At 66.5% G+C, this 21,855-nt stretch carries 17 protein-coding genes and 1 tRNA gene; 12 read left to right on the top strand and 6 right to left on the bottom strand.

The window, feature by feature from the left end; genetic code table 11:
- Window positions 1–87: 87 nt before the first annotated feature.
- Window positions 88–161: transfer RNA gene (locus ACZYZF_RS15840), tRNA-Leu, on the bottom strand.
- Between the two features lie 198 nt (window positions 162–359).
- On the opposite strand from ACZYZF_RS15840, the gene ACZYZF_RS15835 reads away from it, so the two are divergent.
- The 3 genes from ACZYZF_RS15835 (at window position 360) to ACZYZF_RS15825 (ending at window position 3,997) form a co-directional block, all read left to right on the top strand.
- On the top strand, window positions 360–686 hold the full coding sequence (locus tag ACZYZF_RS15835; RefSeq protein ID WP_463746566.1) for a nitroreductase family deazaflavin-dependent oxidoreductase: 327 nt from the start codon (window positions 360–362) through the stop codon (window positions 684–686).
- A 105-nt stretch (window positions 687–791) separates the two neighbouring features.
- Complete coding sequence (locus tag ACZYZF_RS15830; protein WP_463836227.1) at window positions 792–1,499, top strand: ABC transporter ATP-binding protein; 708 nt, start codon at window positions 792–794, stop codon at window positions 1,497–1,499.
- Between the two features lie 26 nt (window positions 1,500–1,525).
- A complete protein-coding gene (locus ACZYZF_RS15825; RefSeq protein WP_463836226.1) occupies window positions 1,526–3,997 on the top strand; it encodes an ABC transporter permease in 2,472 nt (823 codons plus the stop codon).
- Here ACZYZF_RS15825 and ACZYZF_RS15820 read toward each other — a convergent pair.
- The 4 genes from ACZYZF_RS15820 to ACZYZF_RS15805 form a co-directional block, all read right to left on the bottom strand.
- Complete coding sequence (locus ACZYZF_RS15820) at window positions 3,984–4,607, bottom strand: class I SAM-dependent methyltransferase (RefSeq protein ID WP_463746189.1); 624 nt, start codon at window positions 4,605–4,607, stop codon at window positions 3,984–3,986. The two genes, ACZYZF_RS15825 and ACZYZF_RS15820, sit on opposite strands and share 14 nt — an antisense overlap.
- Window positions 4,604–5,176 (bottom strand): DUF4389 domain-containing protein, encoded by a 573-nt coding sequence (locus ACZYZF_RS15815; protein WP_463836368.1) that lies wholly within the window; start codon window positions 5,174–5,176, stop codon window positions 4,604–4,606. The genes ACZYZF_RS15820 and ACZYZF_RS15815 overlap by 4 nt, the downstream gene beginning before the upstream one ends.
- Before the next feature lie 10 nt (window positions 5,177–5,186).
- Window positions 5,187–6,383 (bottom strand): FAD-dependent oxidoreductase, encoded by a 1,197-nt coding sequence (locus tag ACZYZF_RS15810; protein WP_463836367.1) that lies wholly within the window; start codon window positions 6,381–6,383, stop codon window positions 5,187–5,189.
- 112 nt (window positions 6,384–6,495) lie between these two features.
- A complete protein-coding gene (locus ACZYZF_RS15805) occupies window positions 6,496–7,227 on the bottom strand; it encodes a type III PLP-dependent enzyme domain-containing protein (protein ID WP_463836225.1) in 732 nt (243 codons plus the stop codon).
- 713 nt (window positions 7,228–7,940) lie between these two features.
- On the opposite strand from ACZYZF_RS15805, the gene ACZYZF_RS15800 reads away from it, so the two are divergent.
- The 8 genes from ACZYZF_RS15800 (at window position 7,941) to ACZYZF_RS15765 (ending at window position 18,907) form a co-directional block, all read left to right on the top strand.
- Entirely contained in the window at window positions 7,941–8,030 is a 90-nt protein-coding gene (locus tag ACZYZF_RS15800) for a potassium-transporting ATPase subunit F (protein ID WP_019347277.1), read from the top strand.
- Window positions 8,030–9,700: a potassium-transporting ATPase subunit KdpA gene (gene kdpA / locus ACZYZF_RS15795; protein WP_463836224.1), complete on the top strand. Its 1,671-nt coding sequence runs from the start codon at window positions 8,030–8,032 to the stop codon at window positions 9,698–9,700. The genes ACZYZF_RS15800 and kdpA overlap by 1 nt, the downstream gene beginning before the upstream one ends.
- Complete coding sequence (gene kdpB, locus ACZYZF_RS15790) at window positions 9,700–11,856, top strand: potassium-transporting ATPase subunit KdpB (RefSeq protein WP_463836223.1); 2,157 nt, start codon at window positions 9,700–9,702, stop codon at window positions 11,854–11,856. The genes kdpA and kdpB overlap by 1 nt, the downstream gene beginning before the upstream one ends.
- A gap of 1 nt (window position 11,857) precedes the next feature.
- The gene (locus ACZYZF_RS15785; RefSeq protein WP_463746185.1) at window positions 11,858–12,718 is read left to right on the top strand and encodes a potassium-transporting ATPase subunit C; all 861 of its coding nucleotides are present in this window, start codon (window positions 11,858–11,860) and stop codon (window positions 12,716–12,718) included.
- A 19-nt stretch (window positions 12,719–12,737) separates the two neighbouring features.
- On the top strand, window positions 12,738–15,275 hold the full coding sequence (locus ACZYZF_RS15780) for a DUF4118 domain-containing protein (RefSeq protein ID WP_463746184.1): 2,538 nt from the start codon (window positions 12,738–12,740) through the stop codon (window positions 15,273–15,275).
- A complete protein-coding gene (locus ACZYZF_RS15775) occupies window positions 15,272–15,973 on the top strand; it encodes a response regulator (protein WP_463746183.1) in 702 nt (233 codons plus the stop codon). The genes ACZYZF_RS15780 and ACZYZF_RS15775 overlap by 4 nt, the downstream gene beginning before the upstream one ends.
- A 78-nt stretch (window positions 15,974–16,051) precedes the next feature.
- A complete protein-coding gene (locus ACZYZF_RS15770; protein ID WP_463746182.1) occupies window positions 16,052–16,966 on the top strand; it encodes a hypothetical protein in 915 nt (304 codons plus the stop codon).
- 72 nt (window positions 16,967–17,038) lie between these two features.
- A complete protein-coding gene (locus ACZYZF_RS15765) occupies window positions 17,039–18,907 on the top strand; it encodes a propionyl-CoA synthetase (RefSeq protein WP_463746181.1) in 1,869 nt (622 codons plus the stop codon).
- A gap of 77 nt (window positions 18,908–18,984) precedes the next feature.
- Here ACZYZF_RS15765 and ACZYZF_RS15760 read toward each other — a convergent pair whose 3' ends face one another.
- Window positions 18,985–20,922 carry a heavy metal translocating P-type ATPase gene (locus ACZYZF_RS15760; protein WP_463836222.1) on the bottom strand — a complete coding sequence of 646 codons (1,938 nt, stop codon included), beginning with the start codon at window positions 20,920–20,922 and terminating at the stop codon, window positions 18,985–18,987.
- A 105-nt stretch (window positions 20,923–21,027) separates the two neighbouring features.
- Between ACZYZF_RS15760 and ACZYZF_RS15755 the strand changes: the two genes are divergently transcribed.
- A complete protein-coding gene (locus ACZYZF_RS15755) occupies window positions 21,028–21,381 on the top strand; it encodes an ArsR/SmtB family transcription factor (protein ID WP_463746179.1) in 354 nt (117 codons plus the stop codon).
- Window positions 21,382–21,855: the final 474 nt, after the last annotated feature.

The raw sequence follows: 21,855 nt of genomic DNA, 5'->3' as shown, positions 1-21,855 counted from the left end.
CGCCCGCACGCCAGCATTTCGCCGGTATTTTCGTGGGCCGGTAGCCAAACTAACCACCGAAATAGGTTTCTACCAGGCCTTCTTCGGTGCCCCCAGTCGGACTCGAACCGACACTGTGCGGATTTTAAGTCCGCTGCCTCTGCCAATTGGGCTATGGGGGCGATCGGTAGCACGGTACCTGGGTGCCTGGTCACCGGCGGACATGCACCCTGTGGCACCGGGGTGGTGCGGGGCTGAGGCACTTGGTTGAATGAGGCCGCAGGGCGGGAAAGCGACGGGGGCCGCATATGCCGAGCAGTATCGCGAATTCGATTGCCGTAGTTGCCGAACGGATCGCGGCAGCACTGGGACCACGGGCGATGCGGGTGATCGCGCGGTTCAACAAGTACGTCACCAACCCGCTGCAGCGGCTGTGGGCGCCATGGCTGCCGTACATGGCCGTCATCGAGCACACCGGCCGCAAGTCGGGCAAGCCGTACCGCACTCCGGTCATGGCGTTCGTCGACAGCAAGTCGGTCTCGGTGGTGCTGAACTACGGCGAGCACTCGGATTGGGTGCGCAATGTCCGGGCCGCCGGTGCGGCCCACCTGGTGCATCGCGGCCGGCATTATCAACTGACCAATCCCCGCATCATCCCGGCCACCGACCAGAAGGCCCGGTTGGTCGCCTCCCTGACCGCTCCGTGAGTGTTGGCTTGTGTGCGAAGTTCGGCCAAGAACTCGCACATAAGCCAACGTTCGACGCGGGCACCGGGCGTAGGCTCCCCATATCCCGACTCCCGGGAGGCTGCGATGCCCGAACTGGCCATCGAACTGCGCGACGTGGTTCGCGAGTACAAGGTCGGCGGCCAGAAAGTGCGCGCCCTCGACGAGATCAGCCTTCAGCTCAACGGCGGGCAGTTCGTGTCGGTCATCGGCCCCTCCGGCGCAGGTAAGAGCACGCTGCTGCACCTGCTGGGCGCGCTGGACTCCCCCGATTCGGGCTCGATCACCTTCGACGGCGAGGAGATCGGGCGCCTGGGCGACGAGCAGCAGTCGGCGTTCCGCCATCACCGGGTGGGGTTCGTCTTCCAGTTCTTCAACCTGTTGCCCACCCTGTCGGCCTGGGAGAACGTGGCCGTCCCCAAGCTCCTGGACGGGGTCCGGCTGGGCAAGGTCAAACCGCAGGCCGTGGAACTGCTGGACCGCGTGGGCCTGGGCAACCGGACCGAACACCGGCCGTCGGAACTGTCCGGTGGCCAGATGCAACGCGTCGCGGTGGCCCGGGCCATGATGATGGACCCGCCGCTGATCCTCGCCGACGAGCCCACTGGGAACCTCGATTCGACAACGGGTGCGGCGATCTTGACCCTGCTGGGCGAGGTCGCGCACGAAGAGGGCCTCGGTCGCCTGGTGGTGATGGTGACCCACAATGCCGAGGCCGCGGCAGCCACCGACCGGGTGATCACGCTGCAGGACGGCCGGCTCGGCTCCGACGAGATGTCGGTGGTCGGCGGGTGAGACTCGCAGCTGTGCTGTCTTCGTGGATGAGCCGGCTGAGGGTATTCAGCCTGCGCGAGCTCGTCGTGCACCGGCGGCGCACCCTCGCCTCGATCGCCGTAATGGCAGTGTCGGCAATGTATCTCGTCGCGATCCTCGGCATCTTCGGGTCGATCACCGGATCGGTCAACCGACTCGCGGACGGAGTCGCCGGCGTCGCCGCCCTTGAGGTGTCGGGAGTCACCGACGCAGGATTCCCCGAATCCGTGGTGGACGACGTCGCGAAAGTACCGGGTGTGGCGACCGCGGCGCCGATGATCCGGATGTCCGCGCCGACCGCGACCGAGCCGGTGCTGTTGTTCGGCGCCGACGACCGTAGCCGCGCCTTGGAGGGCGCGCTGAAGGACGCGGTCGGGGTCCAGGTCCAGGCGCCGACAGCAGCCGAGGGCGTCCGCGTCGGCCCCGGCGTCGGTCACACCAAAGGCGAGACGTTCCAACTCGGGTCGGGGTCGGTCACCGTCGCCGAAGTCCTTGAGGGAAAGCAACTCGCCGATCTCAACGGCGGCCACTACGTACTGGCCCCCCTTCCGTTGGCGCAGAACGTCACCGGGAGACATGGACAGCTCGACTCGATCCTGATCACCACCGCACCGGATGCCGACCTCAACACCGTGCGCGAGCAGGTCACGAAAGCCGTCAACGGCCGGGCCCTGGTCGCCGCCCCGAGTTCGCGGGCGGCCCGCGCCGGCGACGGCGTCAAGCTGATGAACTACATGGCGTTGATGGGCGCGGCGGTCGCACTGGTGGTCGGCGCATTCCTGATCTACACGACGATGACGATGGCGATCGCCCAACGCCGCCCGGTCATCTCGATGCTGCGCGCGATCGGCGGCAGACGCGCCACCATCGTCCGAGACATGCTCGCCGAGGCCACGATCCTCGGGCTGATCGGCGGCACCATCGGCTCACTGCTCGGAATAGTGTTGGGCCGCCTGGCCATCGGCCGGCTGCCACCGACGATGACCCAGGGCCTCGAAGCCCGGATCGAGTACTGGCTGCCCGACTATGCGATCCCGGTCGCCATCGCCGCCACGGCACTGACGAGCGTCGCGGCGTCGGCGATGGCGGCCCGTCAGGTGTACAAGGTTTCGCCGATCGAGGCGCTGGCTCCGGTCGGGGTGTCGGCGGCGGACAACGTGCCGCGTTGGCTGCGCATCGTCACCGGCATCGCGGCGGTGGCGGTGCTGGGGGCGTCGATCCTGATCGTGTTCTACCAACCGGGTTCGATCGCGTTCGTGGCGATCGCCGCGCTGTTCACCGCCCAGATCGCGCTCGGTTTCGCGCTCGCCGGGCCCATCGTCGCCGCGACGGCCGCGGTGGCGCGCCAGTTCGGATCGGCCGGGGCGCTGGGGGCGGCGACGGTCGAGCGTGCTCCGCGGCGGGTGTGGGCCACCGTGATGACCGTGCTGATCGCCGTCGTCACGACAGTGGTGATCACCGGCACGAACAACGACATGATCCGCTCCGCACGCGACGTCTTCGCCCCGGTCGCCGACGTCGACGTGTGGGTGAGTGCCAACCCGCCCGACGAGTACTCCACCGGCCTTCTGCCCCAAAGTCTTACCCAGAATGTCACCGAGGTGCCCGGAGTCGCGAACGTCACCGAAGGTGCCCTGGGTTTCGCCGTCGTCGGCGGCACCCGCGTCATGCTCGACGGCTTCGCCCCCGGCAGCCACGACGCACTCTTCCACGCCCTCGACGACCAGACGCGCAGCGACGTGTTGGCCGGGCGCGGCGTGGTGCTCTCGCAGAACCTGGGCAAGACCCTCAACGTCCGGGTGGGCGACGACCTCCAATTGGAGACGCCGCACGGACCGAGGCGGACGAAGGTGCTGGCGCTGGTCCCCTACTTCTCGACAGTGATCGGCACTGTCGGGATGGGCCTCGATCAGATGCGCACCTGGTTCGACCGACCAGGGTCGACGACCCTGCAGGTCACCGCTGTCAAGGGAACCGATCCCGATCGCCTGCTGGCCAACATCCGTCACGTCGTCCCCGCGCCGAACTACACCTACGACGGCGCCACCGCACTGGCCGGTCTCGAAGCACCGCTGCACCAAAGCATGCTGATCGCCAACGCGGTGTGGATCATCGTGGTGTTCGTCGCCGCGGTCGCGCTGCTCAACACGTTGACCCTGTCGGTTCTGGAGCGGCGTCGCGAGATCGGGGTACTGCGGGCGATGGGATCCAGCCGCCGCTACACGCTGGCCATGGTGCTGGCAGAGGCGGCGGCCATCGGCATTGTGGGCGGCATCCTCGGATTGCTGATCGGCCTGGTCGATCAGTGGCTGTTCAGCCTCGTCAGCGGGGACATCATGAATTTCGATGTCACATTCCGGCCCAGTCCCATGGCGCTGGTGTTCACCCTTGGTGCGTTGGCGATCAGCCTGTTGGGCTCGTTGCCGCCGGCGCGGCGGGCCGCGCGGCTCAACATCATCGAGGCCGTCAGCGTCGAATAGTCGCGACCCCCTGCAGATGTGGAGTGCACGGCGGAGGAACCAGCGTCCTGCGTCGGCGGTGTAGCTCGCTGGTGTCGAACCCGGCTGCGGCGATGGCGTCGACGGTGCGGCGGTTCGGTTCGCACCCAGACGACAACCACGCCCATGGCCTCGCGATCAGATCCTGGAATCGCCCCATCAAACCTTCACCCCGGACGTGTTCGAGAACGACCAACCGGCCGTCGGGCTCCAGCACCCGCCGGATCTCGGCCAGGGTGGCGGGCACATCATCGACCGAACACAACACGAGACCGACGTGGACCGAGTCGAAGCTGTTGTCCGGGAACGGGATCGACTCGCCCGCCCCATCGACGACATCGACGTCGATACCGTGACGCCGGGCCAGCGCGCCTGCCATCCGGCGCATCGCGGCATCGGGTTCCACCGCCGCGACGGACGTCACCGCGTCCGGCAGGAACAGCAGATCGGTGCCCGGCCCGACCCCGACCATCAACAACCGCCCCGTCGCGTGGCTCATCGCCGATCGGCGGTAGCGGCGGTAGAACAGCCGGTCGAATATCGGCATGCCGAGCCGATACACGTACGGGAACAACGGGTTTCGGTGCCTCAATCCGAGCCCCCCAGATCCATTCGAAACGGCGGATACTCGTCGCTCATCAGCGACACATAGACGGCGACGCGGTAGCGCCACCGGACAAGTCCCATCAGGAGGTCGAACATCCCCGGCGAGACCGTGCCGCGGGCCAACAGTCGCACCGCGGAGATCACGCAAAGTACTTGCAGCGGCGCCTCCATCGCCCAGCACATGATGATCTGCGGAAACGCCAGCAGCCACCACTTCACCAGAACCGCCCCTCTCGAAAGGTATTCGGGGTAGGCGACCTCGAGATCGCCCGGATAGTCGGCCCGAGGCTTGAGGGTAAACGGCGGGTACCTGTCGGTGGTGTTCATCGGAAACCGGTAATTCATCACGCGCCACGACCATCGCAGCACCCCGACATTGAAATCGAACAGGGGCCGTGGATACCGACCGGTGAACAAGATGGCGATACCCGCTGCGAGCGTCACCAGCGGATAGACCAGGTAGAGGCCGATCAGGATCGGATAGTGCGGCACGGCCAGCACACACCATTTGACGAGCCACAGCCGGCGCGACGGCACATCGATGGCGCCCCGCACCCGTACGACCTCAGCGGGCATGTTCATCACTGCCCGCGGCCGATACGCCCGCCAGTCCCCTGCTGATTCCGGCGGCCAGCCGGCGGTGGCTCACCAACCGCAGGAACGTCGCCAACACCCAGGTCATCAGCCGGTCCGGGACCATCGCCGCCGGCCGCAGCACGGCCTCACCATGGGAGACCTGCAGCGAGGCCACCCGGGACACCGCGGCAACCCGACGCCGGCGGGTGTTCTCGTACCGGCGCAGCGCGGCGGACAGATCGCCGTTGACCCCGTGCTGGAAATCCGAAATCGCCTTGCACAACACCATCGTGTCCAGCAGTGCCTGGTTGGTCCCTTGCGCCAGCGTTGGCGGCATCGTGTGGGCCGCATCGCCCAACAACGTCAACGCTCCATGCCCCGGCCCGGGAACCGGATGACGGAAATGCGGGTAGGGCGAGCGCGCCAGATCATCGTCGGTCAACGTCGCGAGTACTTGATCGACCAGGTCGGACCAACCGGTGAAATTGGCGCGGATCACCTCGATCGGGCGTTCCGGCCTGACGAAGTCCGGCGACCACGGCAGGTCGAACCACCACTGCACCTCGGTGTCTCCGGCCGGCCAGAGACCGAGGTTCCCGTGCTCACCGACGATGACGAAGGCGACGTGCCGATCGGCCGCGTCCGGAAGCGCGGCCAGCCCTTGCCAGCTGCACCAGCCCGTCGGCTCCGCGTGTGGCGCGCTGACGATCTCACGCACCGTGGAGTGCAGACCGTCCGCACCGATCACGAGATCGCCTCCCGCGCAACTGCTGTCGGCGAAATCAATGCGAACCCCGCGGCTGCCGGTCACGACGCCGACAACCTGCGCGTTGCACCGAATCCGTTCAGCGGGAAAACCTTCCAGCAGACGTTCGAGCAGAACCCGGCGCGGAACCATCCGGACGGGCGCACCCATCCGCTTCACGATCGTGGTCACGTCCAACGTGCCCAACGGACGACCCGTCGATGTCATGACCCGCACGGTGGAGAGCTCCTGGCCGGCACCCGCCATCACGACACCCAGTTGCGCCAGCACGGTTTCACCGTTCGACCAGATGGTGACGGCCCCACCGCCGGCCCGGATATCGGGACGCTGCTCGAACACCGTGACGTCATGACCGTCCCGCAGCAATCCCCGGGCGATGGAGATACCACCCACCCCGGCACCGACAACGAGAATCCTCAGCGACGCTTTCGGCGCTGACTGATCGTGGTGCCGGCCCTCGGGCCGTTTCGGGCCCACGGCTCAATTTATGTCCGATGCAGGTCCGCTGTACAGGTCTGCACGCGGAAGCGGCCTACAGCCGACTGCTCAGCCCGGCGGAGACCACCACCACCGGTCGCGGGAAACTCAGCGTCGCGCACGCATCGTCGAGCGTCATCTCAATGGCCCGGCCCAGCCCGGAAAGATCGTCGGGCCCCGTACCGAAGTCGAATCCGCCGCCGATCCAGACCCGGGTGAGCACCACAGCGTGGGTGCTGCGAATGTCGGCCATCTCGGCGACCACATCACCGACCATCTCCGGAAACCCGGTGAAACAGTCTTTACCCGAGCCGATTTCGCGGTACACGCCGACGAGATCGAGGCGCGGCGCGTTCAGCACGGCGGCCACCGCGTCAGCATCGGTGACCCCGAGGATCACCCGTTGCCGACGGTGCCGGACCACGCACGAGGCCAGCAGCTGGATCTGGTCGACGCTGTTCGCCACCACTCGGCCCACCCCGAGGTTCGCACTGCAGAACACCAGTTCGTCACCACTGAACCCGTCGGCGTGCACCACCAAGCGCATCGGATGGATACCGGTCCCAATCGCCACCGTGAGGTCCCCGCTGCTGCGCACCTCGACGATCAACCCGTGATCGCGTGCCCATTTGGCCACGTTGTTGTCCCGCAATGCCCAGGCGGGCAGGGCAAGCTCTACCGGATCGAGCGAGCGGCAACATGTGGCACACCGTCGCATCGCCTCTCGCTCGGGCGATCGCTGTGCCGGCGCCAAGAACGTGGACTGCAAGCCTGTCGACAGTGTCACCACAACCTTCTCTTCACCGCGCACCGGCCCGATGCCGCATGCGCCCGCTTCGAGTCTTCCGATCCGACCGGGGGCCGGACGGATCCTTGCGGTCTCTTGATGCGAAGCAACGAAACATTCACGCTGCGTTGACGTCCCGCAGAAACTGCGCATACGGCGCCACGGACAGCACCGCCCGGGGGGTCCATCTCTTGCCTCTGCTACTGTCCGAGCGTTGCCTTGCCCGGATAGTTATGCCAACTGGCATCGGCCGTAAACGAAATTGCGCTAATGACCGCTAATGCCGGCACATCGTCTTTATTGACCCACTTTTCAGACAATTACACCTGAAGGGTAAATGCCCGTACGGCAGCCGAACACTGACGGCGAAAATACCCAGGACTGCGCGCCGGACAGCCTGTCCGGAGCTGGCAAAATTCGACGGCAATTGCGTGTTTCGTGCGCCACATCCGAGCGCTGTCGACGGCGTCTTTACCCGGCTGGCGTGGACATCCATGGCTCCCGGGAAAGAACCCGTAAAGGTCCGGCAGCCGAGCGTAAAGAAGACATAAAGATCATGGCCGGCCACCCGCAGCGGACGCACCCTTGATCAGTCGTCGAGATCCGGCGGCCCCAAAACGTGTTGGAGAACCCATGTCCGTAGTGGTGTTCATCGTGCTGACAGTGGCGATCTTTGCGCTGCTGGGCCTGGTTCAGAAGTTGGTCGAGGGACTGTGAGCTACGAAAACGTCGTCGGCCTGGGCCTGGCCATCCTGATCGCGCTGTTTCTCTTCGCGGCGCTGCTGTTTCCGGAAAGGTTCTAGTGACCACTACAACCGCGGGGATCGTCTTCCTCGTTGTCCTGATCGTCGCGGTGGCGGCAGTCCACGTACCGCTCGGCGATTACATGTACCGCGTCTATACGACCGACAAGCACTCGCGGGCTGAACGCCTGATCTACCGCCTGATCGGTGCCGATCCGAAGGCCGAACAGACCTGGGGCGCCTATGCCCGCAGCGTGCTGGCCTTCTCCGCGATCAGCATCCTGTTCCTGTTCGCGTTGCAGCTGCTGCAGGGCAAGCTGCCCCTGCATCTGGGCGATCCGGGCACGCCGATGACACCGGCGCTGGCCTGGAACACCGCCGTCAGCTTCGTGACCAACACGAACTGGCAGGCCTATTCGGGTGAATCCACCCAGGGGCACCTGGTGCAGATGGCCGGTCTGGCTGTGCAGAACTTCGTCTCCGCCGCCGTCGGCATGGCGGTGGCGATGGCCTTCGTCCGTGGCCTGGTCCGGCGTAACACCGGCGACCTCGGCAACTTCTGGGTCGACCTGGTGCGCGGCAATCTCCGTATCCTGCTGCCCATTTCGATCGCCGGAGCCCTGATCCTGGTCGGCGGCGGAGCCATCCAGAACTTCGCTGTGCACAGCGAGGTCGTCAACACCCTCGTCGGCGGAACACAGACCATCCCGGGTGGACCGGTGGCCAGCCAGGAAGTCATCAAACTTCTCGGCACCAACGGCGGCGGCTTCTTCAATGCCAACTCCGCCCACCCGTTCGAGAACCCCACCACCTGGACCAATTGGGTGGAGATCTTCCTGATCCTGATGATCCCGTTCTCGTTGCCGCGGACATTCGGCCGCATGGTCGGCAGCCCGAAACAAGGTCTGGCGATCGCCGCGGCGATGGCCGTCATCGCCACCGTCAGCGTCAGCCTGATGATGCTGTTCCAACTGCAGGCCCACGGCACTGTCCCCACCGCCGCCGGTGCCGCGATGGAAGGCGTCGAGCAGCGGTTCGGTGTGGCCAACTCAGCGGTGTTCGCGGATGCGACGACGCTGACGTCGACCGGCGCGGTGGACTCGTTCCACGATTCGTACACCAGCCTCGGCGGCATGATCACGATGTTCAACATGCAACTCGGCGAGGTGGCTCCCGGCGGCGTCGGCTCCGGCCTGTACGGCATGTTGGTGCTGGCGATCCTCACGGTGTTCATCGCTGGTCTCATGGTCGGGCGCACCCCGGAGTATCTGGGAAAGAAGATCACCCCGCGGGAGATCAAGCTCGCCGCAACATATTTCCTCATCACGCCGCTGCTCGTACTGACCGGCACCGCGGTGGCGATGGCGATGCCCGGACAACGGGCGGGCATGCTCAACACCGGACCACACGGTCTCTCGGAAGTGCTGTACGCCTTCACCTCTGCGGCCAACAACAACGGTTCCGCCTTCGCCGGCATCAGCGTCAACACCGAGTGGTACAACACCGCCCTCGGCCTGGCGATGGTGTTCGGCCGGTTCCTGCCGATCATCTTCGTGCTGGCGCTGGCCGGATCCCTGGCCAGACAAGGCAAGACACCTGATTCTGTCGGCACCCTGCCCACCCATCGACCCCAGTTCGTCGGCATGGTCGCCGGAGTCACGCTGATCCTGGTCGCCCTCACCTTCTTGCCCATGCTCGCGCTCGGGCCCCTTGCTGAAGGAATTCACTGATGTCAGTATCCACTCTCGATTCACCGTCGTCCGCTCAGCGGAAACCCAGTAGTTCCAACCAGATCAAGGGCGGCATCCTCGACCCGAAGATGCTGTGGAAATCGGCGCCCGACGCGTTGCGCAAGCTCGACCCCCGCACACTGTGGCGCAATCCCGTCATGTTCATCGTCGAGATCGGCGCCGTAGCGGCAACACTGTGCACCGTTCCGAATCCGTCGTGGTTCTCCGCGCTGATCGTCATCTGGCTGTGGCTCACGGTGATCTTCGCCAACCTGGCCGAGGCCGTCGCCGAGGGTCGCGGCAAGGCTCAGGCCGAGTCGCTGCGCAAGACCAAGACCTCCACCATGGCCCGCCGGCTGACCGGGTGGTCTGCGGGCACTCGGGGCCACGAGGCCCAGGAAGAAGAGGTGGCGGCGCCCCTTTTGTGTCAGGGCGACGTCGTCGTGGTCGAGGCCGGTCAGGTCATCCCCGGTGACGGTGATGTCGTGGAAGGCATTGCCTCGGTCGATGAATCGGCGATCACCGGTGAATCAGCCCCCGTCATCCGGGAGTCCGGTGGCGACCGATCGGCCGTCACGGGCGGCACCACCGTGCTGTCCGACCGCATCGTCGTCAAGATCACCCAGAAGCCCGGCGAGAGCTTCATCGACCGGATGATCAACCTCGTCGAGGGTGCCAACCGGCAGAAGACCCCCAACGAGATCGCCCTGAACATCCTGCTGGCCTCGCTGACGATCATCTTCGTCTTCGCCGTCGCCACCCTGCAGCCGCTGGCCATCTTCTCCAAGGCCAACAACCCCGGTGTCCCAGACAGCCTGGCGCTCAACGGGAACGGCATCTCCGGCATCGTCATGGTGTCGCTGCTGGTGTGCCTCATCCCCACCACCATCGGCGCTCTGCTCTCGGCGATCGGTATCGCCGGCATGGACCGCCTGGTGCAGCGCAATGTGCTGGCCATGTCCGGCCGCGCCGTCGAGGCCGCCGGCGATGTCAACACCCTGCTGCTCGACAAGACCGGAACCATCACCCTCGGCAACCGTCAGGCCGCCGCGTTCGTCCCACTGTCCGGTGTCACGCCCGAGCAACTTGCCGATGCGGCACAGCTGTCCAGCCTCGCCGACGAGACGCCCGAGGGCCGCTCGATCGTGGTGTTCGCCAAACAGGAGTACGGCCTGAGGGGACGCACCCCCGGCGAACTCGACAAGGCGTACTGGGTGGAATTCAGCGCCAACACCCGGATGTCCGGCGTCGACCTCTCGAACGAGCACCGGCTGCGCAAAGGCGCTGCGGGCGCCGTCGCCGAATGGGTGCGGACCGAAGGAGGCAGGGTACCAACCGAACTCGGCGACATCGTCGACGGCATCTCCGCCGCGGGCGGCACCCCGCTGGTGGTCGGCCACGTGTTCAACGGCAATGCTGAGGTGCTCGGCGTCATCCACCTCAAGGATGTCGTCAAACAGGGCATGCGGGAACGCTTCGACGAGATGCGGCGCATGGGCATCCGCACCGTGATGATCACGGGCGACAACCCGTTGACCGCCAAGGCCATCGCCGACGAGGCCGGTGTGGACGACTTCCTCGCCGAAGCCACGCCGGAAGACAAGATGGCACTGATCAAGAAGGAACAGGCCGGCGGCAAGCTCGTCGCGATGACCGGAGACGGCACCAACGACGCGCCCGCCCTCGCCCAGGCCGATGTCGGCGTCGCGATGAACAGCGGAACCTCGGCGGCCAAAGAGGCCGGCAACATGGTCGATCTCGACTCCGACCCGACCAAGCTCATCGAGATCGTCGAGATCGGCAAGCAGTTGCTGATCACCCGCGGCGCACTGACCACGTTCTCCATCGCCAACGACATCGCCAAGTACTTCGCGATCATCCCGGCGTTGTTCGTGGCCCTGTTCCCCGGCCTGGACCTGCTCAACATCATGCGGCTACACAGCCCACAATCGGCGATCCTGTCGGCGGTGATCTTCAACGCGATCATCATCGTGGTGCTGATCCCCTTGGCACTCAAGGGTGTCCGTTACACGCCCAGTAGTGCATCCAAGTTGTTGAGCCGCAACCTGTACGTGTACGGCCTGGGCGGCATCATCGCGCCGTTCATCGGCATCAAGCTGATCGACCTCGTCGTCCAACTCTTCCCGGGAATGTGACATGAAATTCTCCAACGTGCTCCGCCAACATGCAGCCGCCCTCCGGGCCCTGCTGGTACTCACCGTGATCCTGGGCCTCGGCTATCCGGTCTTCATCTGGCTGGTGGCCCAGATTCCCGGCCTGAGCGAGCGGGCCGACGGATCGCTGATCGAGGTGAACGGAAAGCCGGTGGGCAGCAGCCTGATCGGGCAGTCGTTCACCGACGCCGACGGCAATCCCCTGCCGCGGTACTTCCAGAGCCGGCCGTCGATGGCCGGCGACGGGTACGACCCGATGGCCACCAGCGCGAGCAACCTGGGTCCGGAAAGCATTGTCGACCAACCCGACAAGCCCAGCCTGCTCACCCTGGTGTGCTCACGCAGCGCAGCCGTCGGCAAGCTCGACGGTGTCGACGGGGCCCGCCCGTTCTGCACCGGAGGCGGGGTCGGGGCAGTGCTGTCGGTGATCGGGCCGCGGGATGCACGGGGAAACGTCGTCCACCCGACCAAGGTGGTCAGCGTCAACGAGCCGTGCGACACCACGAAGACGCCGTTCCTGAACGCCTATGAAGGTGTGCGCGTCGAATGCGCCAGGACCGGTGAAAACTACAGCGCGGGCCTGATCGTGCCGATCCGCGGCAGCGCTCCCGCCGACCCCGCGGTACCGGCCGACGCGGTCACCGCCAGTGGCAGCGGCCTGGACCCGAACATCTCGGTGGCCTATGCGAATCTGCAGGTGAACCGGGTGGCCAAGGCCCGCGGTCTCAACCCCGAGCTGGTGCGCGCCATGGTGGCCCGGCACACCGACGGACGCACCCTGGGCTTCTTCGGCGAACCGCGGGTCAACGTGCTCGAACTCAACATCGCCCTCGACGCGCTGTAGGCACGAGGATGATGGTCTTGTGAGTACGTCGGCGTCCAGCCCCACCAAACGCGGTGAGCTGCGCATATATCTGGGTGCAGCACCCGGTGTGGGCAAGACCTACGCGATGCTCGGGGAGGCCCACCGCCGGCTCGAGCGTGGCACCGACGTGGTTGCCGCGGTCGTCGAAACGCACGGGCGCAAGAAAACCGCCGATCTGATCGACGGCATCGAGACCATCCCGCCGCGCTACGTCGAGTACCGGGGAGGCCGCTTCCCCGAACTCGACGTCGCCGCGGTGCTGGCCCGTAATCCGCAGGTCGTGTTGGTCGACGAACTCGCCCACACCAACACCCCGGGCAGCAAGAACCCCAAGCGCTGGCAGGACGTCGAGGAACTGCTCGCCGCCGGGATCACCGTGATCTCGACGGTCAACGTGCAGCATCTGGAGAGCCTCAACGACGTGGTCACCCAGATCACCGGAATCGAGCAGCAGGAGAAGGTTCCCGACGAGATCGTCCGCGCGGCCGATCAGATCGAGCTGGTCGACATCACGCCGGAGGCACTCCGCCGCAGACTGTCCCACGGCAACGTGTACGCGCCGGAGCGTGTCGACGCCGCACTGTCGAACTACTTCCGGCGCGGAAACCTCACCGCACTAAGGGAACTGGCCCTGCTGTGGCTGGCCGACCAGGTGGACGCCGCGCTGGCCAAATACCGCGCCGACAACAAGATCACCGATACCTGGGAGGCTCGCGAACGCGTCGTGGTTGCCGTCACCGGTGGCGTCGAGTCGGAAACCCTGGTGCGCAGGGCATCCCGCATCGCCTCGAAATCCAGTGCCGAGCTGATGGTGGTGCACGTTGTCCGCGGGGACGGGCTCTCGGGTGTGTCGGCACCCCAGATGGGCAAGGTGCGGGGTCTGGCCACCAGCCTCGGGGCCACCCTGCACACTGTCGTCGGCGATGACGTCCCCACGGCCCTCATGGATTTCGCGCGCGAACGCAACGCCACCCAGCTGGTGCTCGGTACGTCGCGGCGGTCCCGCTGGGCCCGCATGTTCGACGAGGGCATCGGCGCTGCCGTGGTGCAGCAGTCCGGCAAGATCGACGTGCACATGGTGACCCATGAGCAGGCCCGTCGCGGGTTCGGCTGGTCAACGGCCACACCGCGGCAGCGCCACATCGCGTCCTGGCTTGCGGCCCTTGTGGTTCCGTCGGCGATCTGCCTGGTGATCGTCACTATGCTGGACCCGTACCTCGGTGTCAGCGGCGAGAGCGCACTGTTCTTCATCGGCGTGCTGATCGTGGCGCTGCTCGGTGGCGTCGCACCCGCGGGGCTTTCGGCGCTTTTGTCCGGGCTGCTGCTGAACTACTTCCTGGTCGACCCGCGGCACACGTTCACCATCTCCGAACCCGACAGCGCCGTCACCGTCGTGGTGCTGCTGTTGGTCGCGGTGGCGGTGGCCGCCCTCGTCGACGGCGCGGCGAGCCGGGCTCGCGAAGCCCGGAAGGCCTCGCAGGAGGCCGAACTGCTCACTTTGTTCGCCGGGTCGGTGTTGCGCGGCGCCGACCTCACCACCCTGTTGGAACGCCTGCGGGAGACCTACTCCCAACGAGCGGTGAGTCTGCTCCGAGAACAGAACGGAACCTCAGAGATCGTCGCGTGCGTCGGCACGAAACCGTGTGCCGAGGTGGACACCGCCGACACCGCGATCGAAGTCGGGGACGACGAATTCTGGCTGTTGATGGCCGGGCGCAAGCTGGCCGCGCGGGATCGCCGGGTCCTGAGCGCCGTCGCCAAACAGGCTGCCGGGCTGGTCAAACAGCGCGAGCTCACCGAGGAGGCCGGCAAGGCCGAGGCCATCGCGCAGGCCGATGAACTACGCCGGTCGCTGCTGTCGGCGGTCAGCCATGACCTGCGTACCCCGCTGGCCGCGGCCAAGGCGGCGGCGTCGAGTTTGCGCAGCGAGGACATCGACTTCTCCGCCGAGGACACCGCTGAATTGCTGGCCACCATCGAGGAATCCGTCGACGCGCTCACCGCGCTCGTCGGCAACCTGCTGGATTCGTCGCGGCTGTCGGCCGGCGTGGTCCGCCCCGAGCTGCGCCGGGTGTATCTGGAGGAGACGACGCAGCGCGCACTGCTGGGAATCAGCAAGGGGGCCACCGGTTTCACCCGCGAAGGCCTGGACCGGGTGAAGGTCGAGGTCGGCGATGCGGTCGCGATGGCCGACGCCGGGCTGCTGGAGCGGGTGCTGGCCAACCTGATCGACAATGCCCTGCGGTATGCACCCGACGGGCCCATCCGGGTCAGCGCCGGGCAGGTGGCCGACCGGGTACTGATCGCGGTGATCGACGAAGGCCCCGGAATGCCGCGTGGGGCCGAGGAACAACTCTTCGCACCGTTCCAGCGGCTCGGTGATCAGAACACCACCATCGGCGTCGGGCTCGGCCTGTCCGTGGCACGCGGATTCGTCGAAGCCATGGGCGGGACCATCTCGGCGACCGATACCCCCGGCGGCGGTCTGACCGTCGAAATCGACCTTGCCGCACCGCCGAAGGACGAATCCGTATGACATCCACCACCGCCCCCAAGATTCGCGTCCTCGTGATCGACGACGAACCTCAGATCCTGCGCGCGCTGCGCATCAATCTGTCGGTGCGCGGTTACGAGGTCGACACCGCCACCGACGGCGGGCAAGGGCTACGCGCCGCCGCCGATCACCGGCCCGACGTGATCGTGCTCGACCTCGGACTGCCCGACATGTCGGGCATCGACGTACTGGCCGGCCTGCGCGGTTGGCTCTCGGCACCGGTGATCGTGCTCTCGGCCCGCACCGACTCGTCGGACAAGGTCGAGGCACTCGACGCCGGCGCCGACGACTACGTCACCAAACCCTTCGGCATGGACGAGTTCCTGGCCAGGCTGCGCGCGGCCGTACGGCGTGGGGCAGCAGCTTCCGAAACCGATGAGCCCGTCATCGAAACCTCCTCGTTCACCGTCGATCTCGCTGCCAAGAAGGTGACGAAGAACAACACCGAGGTACATCTGACGCCCACCGAGTGGGGCATGCTGGAGATGCTGGTGCGCAACCGCGGCAAGTTGGTGGGCCGCGAAGAGCTGTTGCGTGAGGTGTGGGGGCCGGCCTACGCCAAGGAGACCCACTACCTGCGGGTGTATCTGGCGCAGCTGCGTCGCAAACTCGAGGACGACCCGTCACATCCGGTGCACCTACTGACCGAGGCGGGCATGGGCTACCGCTTCCAGGAGTGAGTTACCCCGACCAAACTTCCCGAACCCACGGGAGCGTCGGGTAATTTTGCGTCTGCTCGCGAAGGAGGGCGCCGGACGATGTTGGATCGCCTGAAGTTCATGGCCAGCTTTGTCGGTGCGTACCGGCGCTCGCGCAGCACCGGCGCCGACCACGCCGCGTCCCTCGACACGGCCGCGCGCGACACGATGCTGCGCAAGCTGGGCGGCGCGGACCAAGACGCCGCTGACAAGGAGGTTCCCGCCCCGATTGCGGCGATCTGGCTCGACCCCGAATCCCCTTGTGCCTTGGCCGACGGCGCGTGGTTCGGCGATGGACCCTTCGAGATCACGCCTCGCCACATCGACCTGATGCGACAGATGCGGTTTACGTGGGACGGCGCCGAGCGGGGCGCGCCGATGCTCGATCCGGAACGGCCGTACGGGCGCGGCGACCTTCTTGCACAGCTCGGTGACACGTTCGACTCCGATGACCAGGAGGAGCTCGCCCGGCGGCACGTGGAGATGTACTTCGTCCTCACCCGCACGTTGAAGCACGGCGCACTTGAACCTGGCCGCTACGCCCTGCGCAACATCGACGTGAGCGACGTGAGCGACGCGATGCGCGGCTACGGCGGCAATACCGGCGTGACGGATGCCGACCTCGGGCTCGACGCCGACGGTCAGGTGGCGATCAGCGACGACCATCTACGCCTGTTGCGCGGCATCGAGATCCGGTGGCCGTCTGTTTCCGAATCCGAAGACCGTCTCGCGGTCGGTGAGTATCCGGCGGCCGCCGCGGATCCGAAGCGGCCCTACGGCGACTTCACCTTCATCGAGGTGGACATGGCCCGCATTCTCGGTGTGCTTCCGCCGGCCGATGAGAGTGGCCGTTTCGAGCCCGGACCGGAGCTCGCCGGACGGCTGCAACGCCTGCACTGGCAGATGCTCGTCGCGATGCAGGTGTTCGCGGAGCAGGCTGACCTCGCACCCGGCGTCTACGGGCTGGACGGGTAGACAGAGGTCGGACCTACAGCTTTTTGCCAGGTTGCACCATCGTTGCAAGTGACGCAGATTACGGTTCCACCTATGTCCGGTTACCGCTCCCTCTTCGACGCCAGCCTCAACGATCCGGCCACGTTCTGGGCCGACGCTGCCAAGGCGGTGACCTGGACCTCCGAGCCGCGGCGGGTACTCGACGACACCAACCCGCCGTTCTACCGCTGGTTCCCCGACGCGGAACTCAACACCTGCGCCAACGCCCTCGACCGGCACGTGCCCGAGCGCGGCGATCAAACCGCGCTGATCTACGACTCCCCCGTCACCGGCACCAAAGCCACGTACTCCTACCGCGAGTTGCGCGACGCCACCGCCCAGTTCGCCGGGGCTCTGCGTGGGCTCGGAGTGAACAAGGGCGATCTCGTGGTGATCTACATGCCGATGGTGCCCGAGGCCGTCATCGCGATGCTGGCCTGCGCGCGGCTCGGCGCGGTGCACTCCGTCGTCTTCGGCGGATTCGCCGCGCACGAGCTGGCCACCCGCATCGACGACGCCCGCCCGGTGGTCGTGGTGAGCGCATCCTGCGGCATCGAGCCGACGCGCACCATCGAGTACAAGCCCATGCTTGACGCCGCACTGGACATCGCCGAGCACAAGCCTCGGGCCTGCGTGATCCTGCAGCGCGAGCAGTGCCCCTGCGAGCTGGTCGATGGGCGGGACCACGACTGGCAGCAGCTGGTGGCCGCCGCGCAGCCCGCCGATCCGGTGCCGGTGGCGGCGACCGACCCGCTGTACGTGCTGTACACGTCGGGCACCACCGGTAAGCCCAAGGGCATCGTCCGCGACAACGGGGGCCACGCGGTGGCCCTGCTGTGGAGCATGCGCCACATCTACGACGTGGCACCCGGCGACGTGTTCTGGGCGGCCTCCGACGTCGGATGGGTGGTCGGCCACTCCTACATCGTCTACGCACCACTGCTTCTGGGAGCGACAACCGTTCTCTACGAAGGCAAACCGGTCGGCACCCCCGACGCCGGGGCGTTCTGGCGAGTGGCCGCCGAGTACGGCGTCAAGGCGCTGTTCACCGCACCAACCGCGATCCGCGCGATCAAGAAGGAAGATCCCGACGCGACGCTGTTGGCGGGTTACGACCTGTCCGGCCTGAAGTACCTGTTCCAGGCCGGAGAGCGGCTCGACCCCGACACCTACCACTGGGCCGCCGACAAACTCGGCATCCCGGTAGTCGACCACTGGTGGCAGACCGAAACCGGATGGGCGATCGCGGCCGACCCGATGGGCGTCGAAGCCCTGCCGATCAAGGCCGGTTCAGCCACGGTGCCGATGCCCGGCTATGACGTGCAGATCCTGCGTTCGGACGGCATCCGGTGTGAAGCCGGTGAGGAAGGCGCCATCTGCATCAAGCTGCCGCTGCCGCCGGGCACACTGCCCACGCTGTGGGGCGACGACCATCGCTACGTCGCGTCGTATCTGTCCGCGTTCACCGGCTATTACCTCACCGGCGACGGCGGCTACCTGGACTCCGACGGCTACCTGTTCGTGATGGGACGCACCGACGACGTGATCAACGTTGCCGGGCACCGGTTGTCGACGGGGTCGATCGAGGCCGTACTGGCCGATCACCCCTCGGTGGCCGAGTGCGCGGTGATCGGTGTCGCCGACGAACTCAAAGGCCAGGTGCCGCGGGGCTTCGTAGTGCTCAAGTCCGGCGCCTCGACCCAGGGGATCACCCAGGAGCTCGTCGACCGGGTGCGGGAGAACATCGGTGCGGTGGCGGTTTTCAAGAAGGTGGATGTGGTCGCGGCATTGCCGAAGACCCGCTCGGGCAAGATCCTGCGCAAGACCATGCGCGGTATCGCCGACGGGCTCGATGAGCCGGTGCCCTCCACCATCGAGGATCCCGCGGTGCTCGACGCGCTCAAGGATGTGCTCCGCCCCTAGTTCTCCGCCGAGCAGACGCAAAACTGCCCTAAATCTCGTGATCTTGGGCAGTTTTACGTCTGCTCGCGCTAGGAAAGTTAGCGCCAGGCCCGACTTCTCAACAGCCGCAGCCCGTTGAGTGCGACCAGGATGGTCGACCCCTCATGACCGGCTACCCCCAGCGGTAACGGCAAGTGCCCGAACAGGTCCCAGACCACCAGCACGGTGATGACGGTGGCCGCGATCACCAGATTGGCGATCACCAGGCGCCGGGCCCGCCGGGCCAACGCGACCACCGCACCGATCGTCGCGAGATCGTCGCCGACGGTGACGACGTCGGCGGTGTCGACCGTGAGATCGGCACCGCTACGCCCCATAGCCATCGAGGAGTGTGCGGACGCCATCGCCGGTGCGTCGTTGATCCCGTCGCCCACCATCAGCACGCGCCGCCCGTCGGATTCCAATTCCCGGACGGCGGCAGCCTTGTCTTCGGGTAGCAGTCCGCCCCGCACATCGTCGATACCCACCTGTGCGGCCAGTTGCGCTGCCGCCGCGTGGTTGTCACCGGTGAGCAACACCGGCGAGCGTCCGGTGAGGGCACGCAGCACCCGCACCGCGCCAGGCGCCCCGGGACGCACCCGGTCCTGCAAACCCAGTACCCCGATCGCGTGAACGCCGGAGATCACGACGACAGCCGTCGCCCCGGCCGCCTCGATCTCGACCACAGCCGGGATCGCCGGGCCCGCAAACGCCGCCGGGCTGAGAACCTCGACCACGCGCCCATCGACGATCGCCCGCACCCCACGTCCTGCCCGGGCGGTGAACCCGGCGGCCTCGGGGACCACGAGGGCGCGGGATGCCGCCTCGGCGACGACGGCGCGCCCGATCGGATGCTCGCTGAATTGTTCTGCGGCAGCAGCGGTTGCGAGTACGCGCTCCGGTGTCACCTCACCGAGAGGCACCACGCGCGACACCTGGGGGGCGCCCGTGGTCAGGGTTCCGGTCTTGTCGAACACGACGACGTCGGTGTCGGCCAGCCGCTCCATGGCGACCGCGGATTTCACCAACACGCCGCGACGGCTGGCGTTGGCGATCGCACACAGCAATGGCGGCATGGTGGCGAGCACCACCGCGCATGGCGATGCGACGATCATGAAAGTCATGGCGCGCAACAGGGTTGAGCGCAGCTCGGCCCCCAGCGCCAGCGGCACCGCGAACAGTGCCAGGGTGGCGACCACGACCAGTACCGAATAACGCTGTTCGACCTTCTCGATGAACAACTGCGTCTTGGCCTTGGTCGCCGAGGCTGCGGCGACCGCCGCCACGATGCGCGCCATCACGGTGCTCGACGGATCGCGGGTGACCGTGACCTGCAGGGCCCCGGAGGCGTTGAAGGTTCCGGCGAAGACGCTGTCGCCCGCCTGTTTGGCGACCGGTAACGGTTCACCGGTGATCGAAGACTGGTCGACGTCCGACGATCCACCGATCACGGTGCCGTCAGCCGAGATCCGTTCCCCGGGCCGGATGAGGATCTGGTCGCCGGGCCGCAATGCCTCCGCGGCGACGACACGGTGGGCGCCGTCGTCGTCGACCAGGGTCGCGTCGGCCGGGGCCAGATCGAGCAGACCACGCACCGAGCGTTCGGTGCGTGCGGTCGCCACGTTCTCCAACGCGCCCGACGTCGCGAAGATGACGATCAACAGTGCGCCGTCGAAGACCTGACCGATGGCTGCCGCACCGATCGCCGCCAGGATCATCAGCAGGTCGACGTCGAGTGTGCGGTCGCGCAGCGCCTGCACACCGGATACCGCCGATTGCCAGCCGCCGGCGAGATAACACGCCAGATACAGCGCCCACCACAGCGGTTGTGGAGCATCGGCCAACTGCGCAACCACGCCGCACAGCATCAGCGCCAGGGCTGCGGCGGCCCAGCGCACCGAGTCCAGAGACCAGATCCATGTGCCGATACCGCGCGCAGCCGCGGGCGGTGCGTCAGTGTGACCCAGCGGTGACCGGTCGGTCGACAGAGCGGTCATCGACTGCACCTCCCGTTCCTGCGTAGCTGATGCAACCAACACATTTAAACATGTAGAGATTGAAATGTATCAACTACGTTTGGCCCGCATGCTTGAATGAATGCCATGGGCCACGGAGTTGAGGGGCACGCGACGCCGGCAGCGTCCCTCGACGCCGCTTCAGCGGCCAAAGTCGCCGAGACACTGCAGGCCCTGGCCTCCCCCAACCGATTGCTGATCCTGACCCGACTGCGGGAATCTCCGTGCTCGGTCACCGAACTGTCCGCGGCAGTCGGGATGGAGCAGCCCGCGGTTTCCAATCAACTCCGGTTATTGCGGGCGCTGGGCCTGGTGACCGGCGACAGGTCCGGCCGCAATATCGTGTACCGGCTCTACGACAGCCACGTCGCGCAACTGCTCGATGAGGCCATCTACCACATCGACCACCTCAGGCTCGGCGCCCGCGACACCTCCGCCTGAGTCCTAAAGTCCCAGTGGCCAAAGAGTTTCACGCGCTGTTCACCGGAGCGCACCGACCCGAAACAGACAGTGTGGCAAAAACGCGCGCCATGGGCCGAATCCTTTATTTTCGCGGTGGCCCGAACTATTGTGAAATCGTTATATGTTGATGTCCGCCCCAACTCGGGAGTTTGCTGTCGGTCATGCCGGCGGTACCCGAACAGTGAGGAGTTGAACGACGATGCGCATGGCAACCAAGGGATCCTGCACCTGTCGCTGTAATGCCTGCGACGGTGGGCACCACTGCGGAAACCCCCCGAACTGCAACGCGCGGCGCTGACGCCGTCGGTGACCTGTCGCCGGGGCAACCGGCGGCAGGTCACCACCCGCACCCGCTTCGCCACCTGATCCATCGGTCATAACTCGTCGATCGCACCCGATCGGTCGTGCGATCTCGCGCATTCTCACTGACTTCCCGCGCCCTCCGCGTCCCGC

Source organism: Mycobacterium sp. IDUB_24 (genome assembly GCF_055419385.1).
Note: the sequence above shows the minus strand (reverse complement) of the source record. Positions and strands in the feature narration are given on the sequence as shown.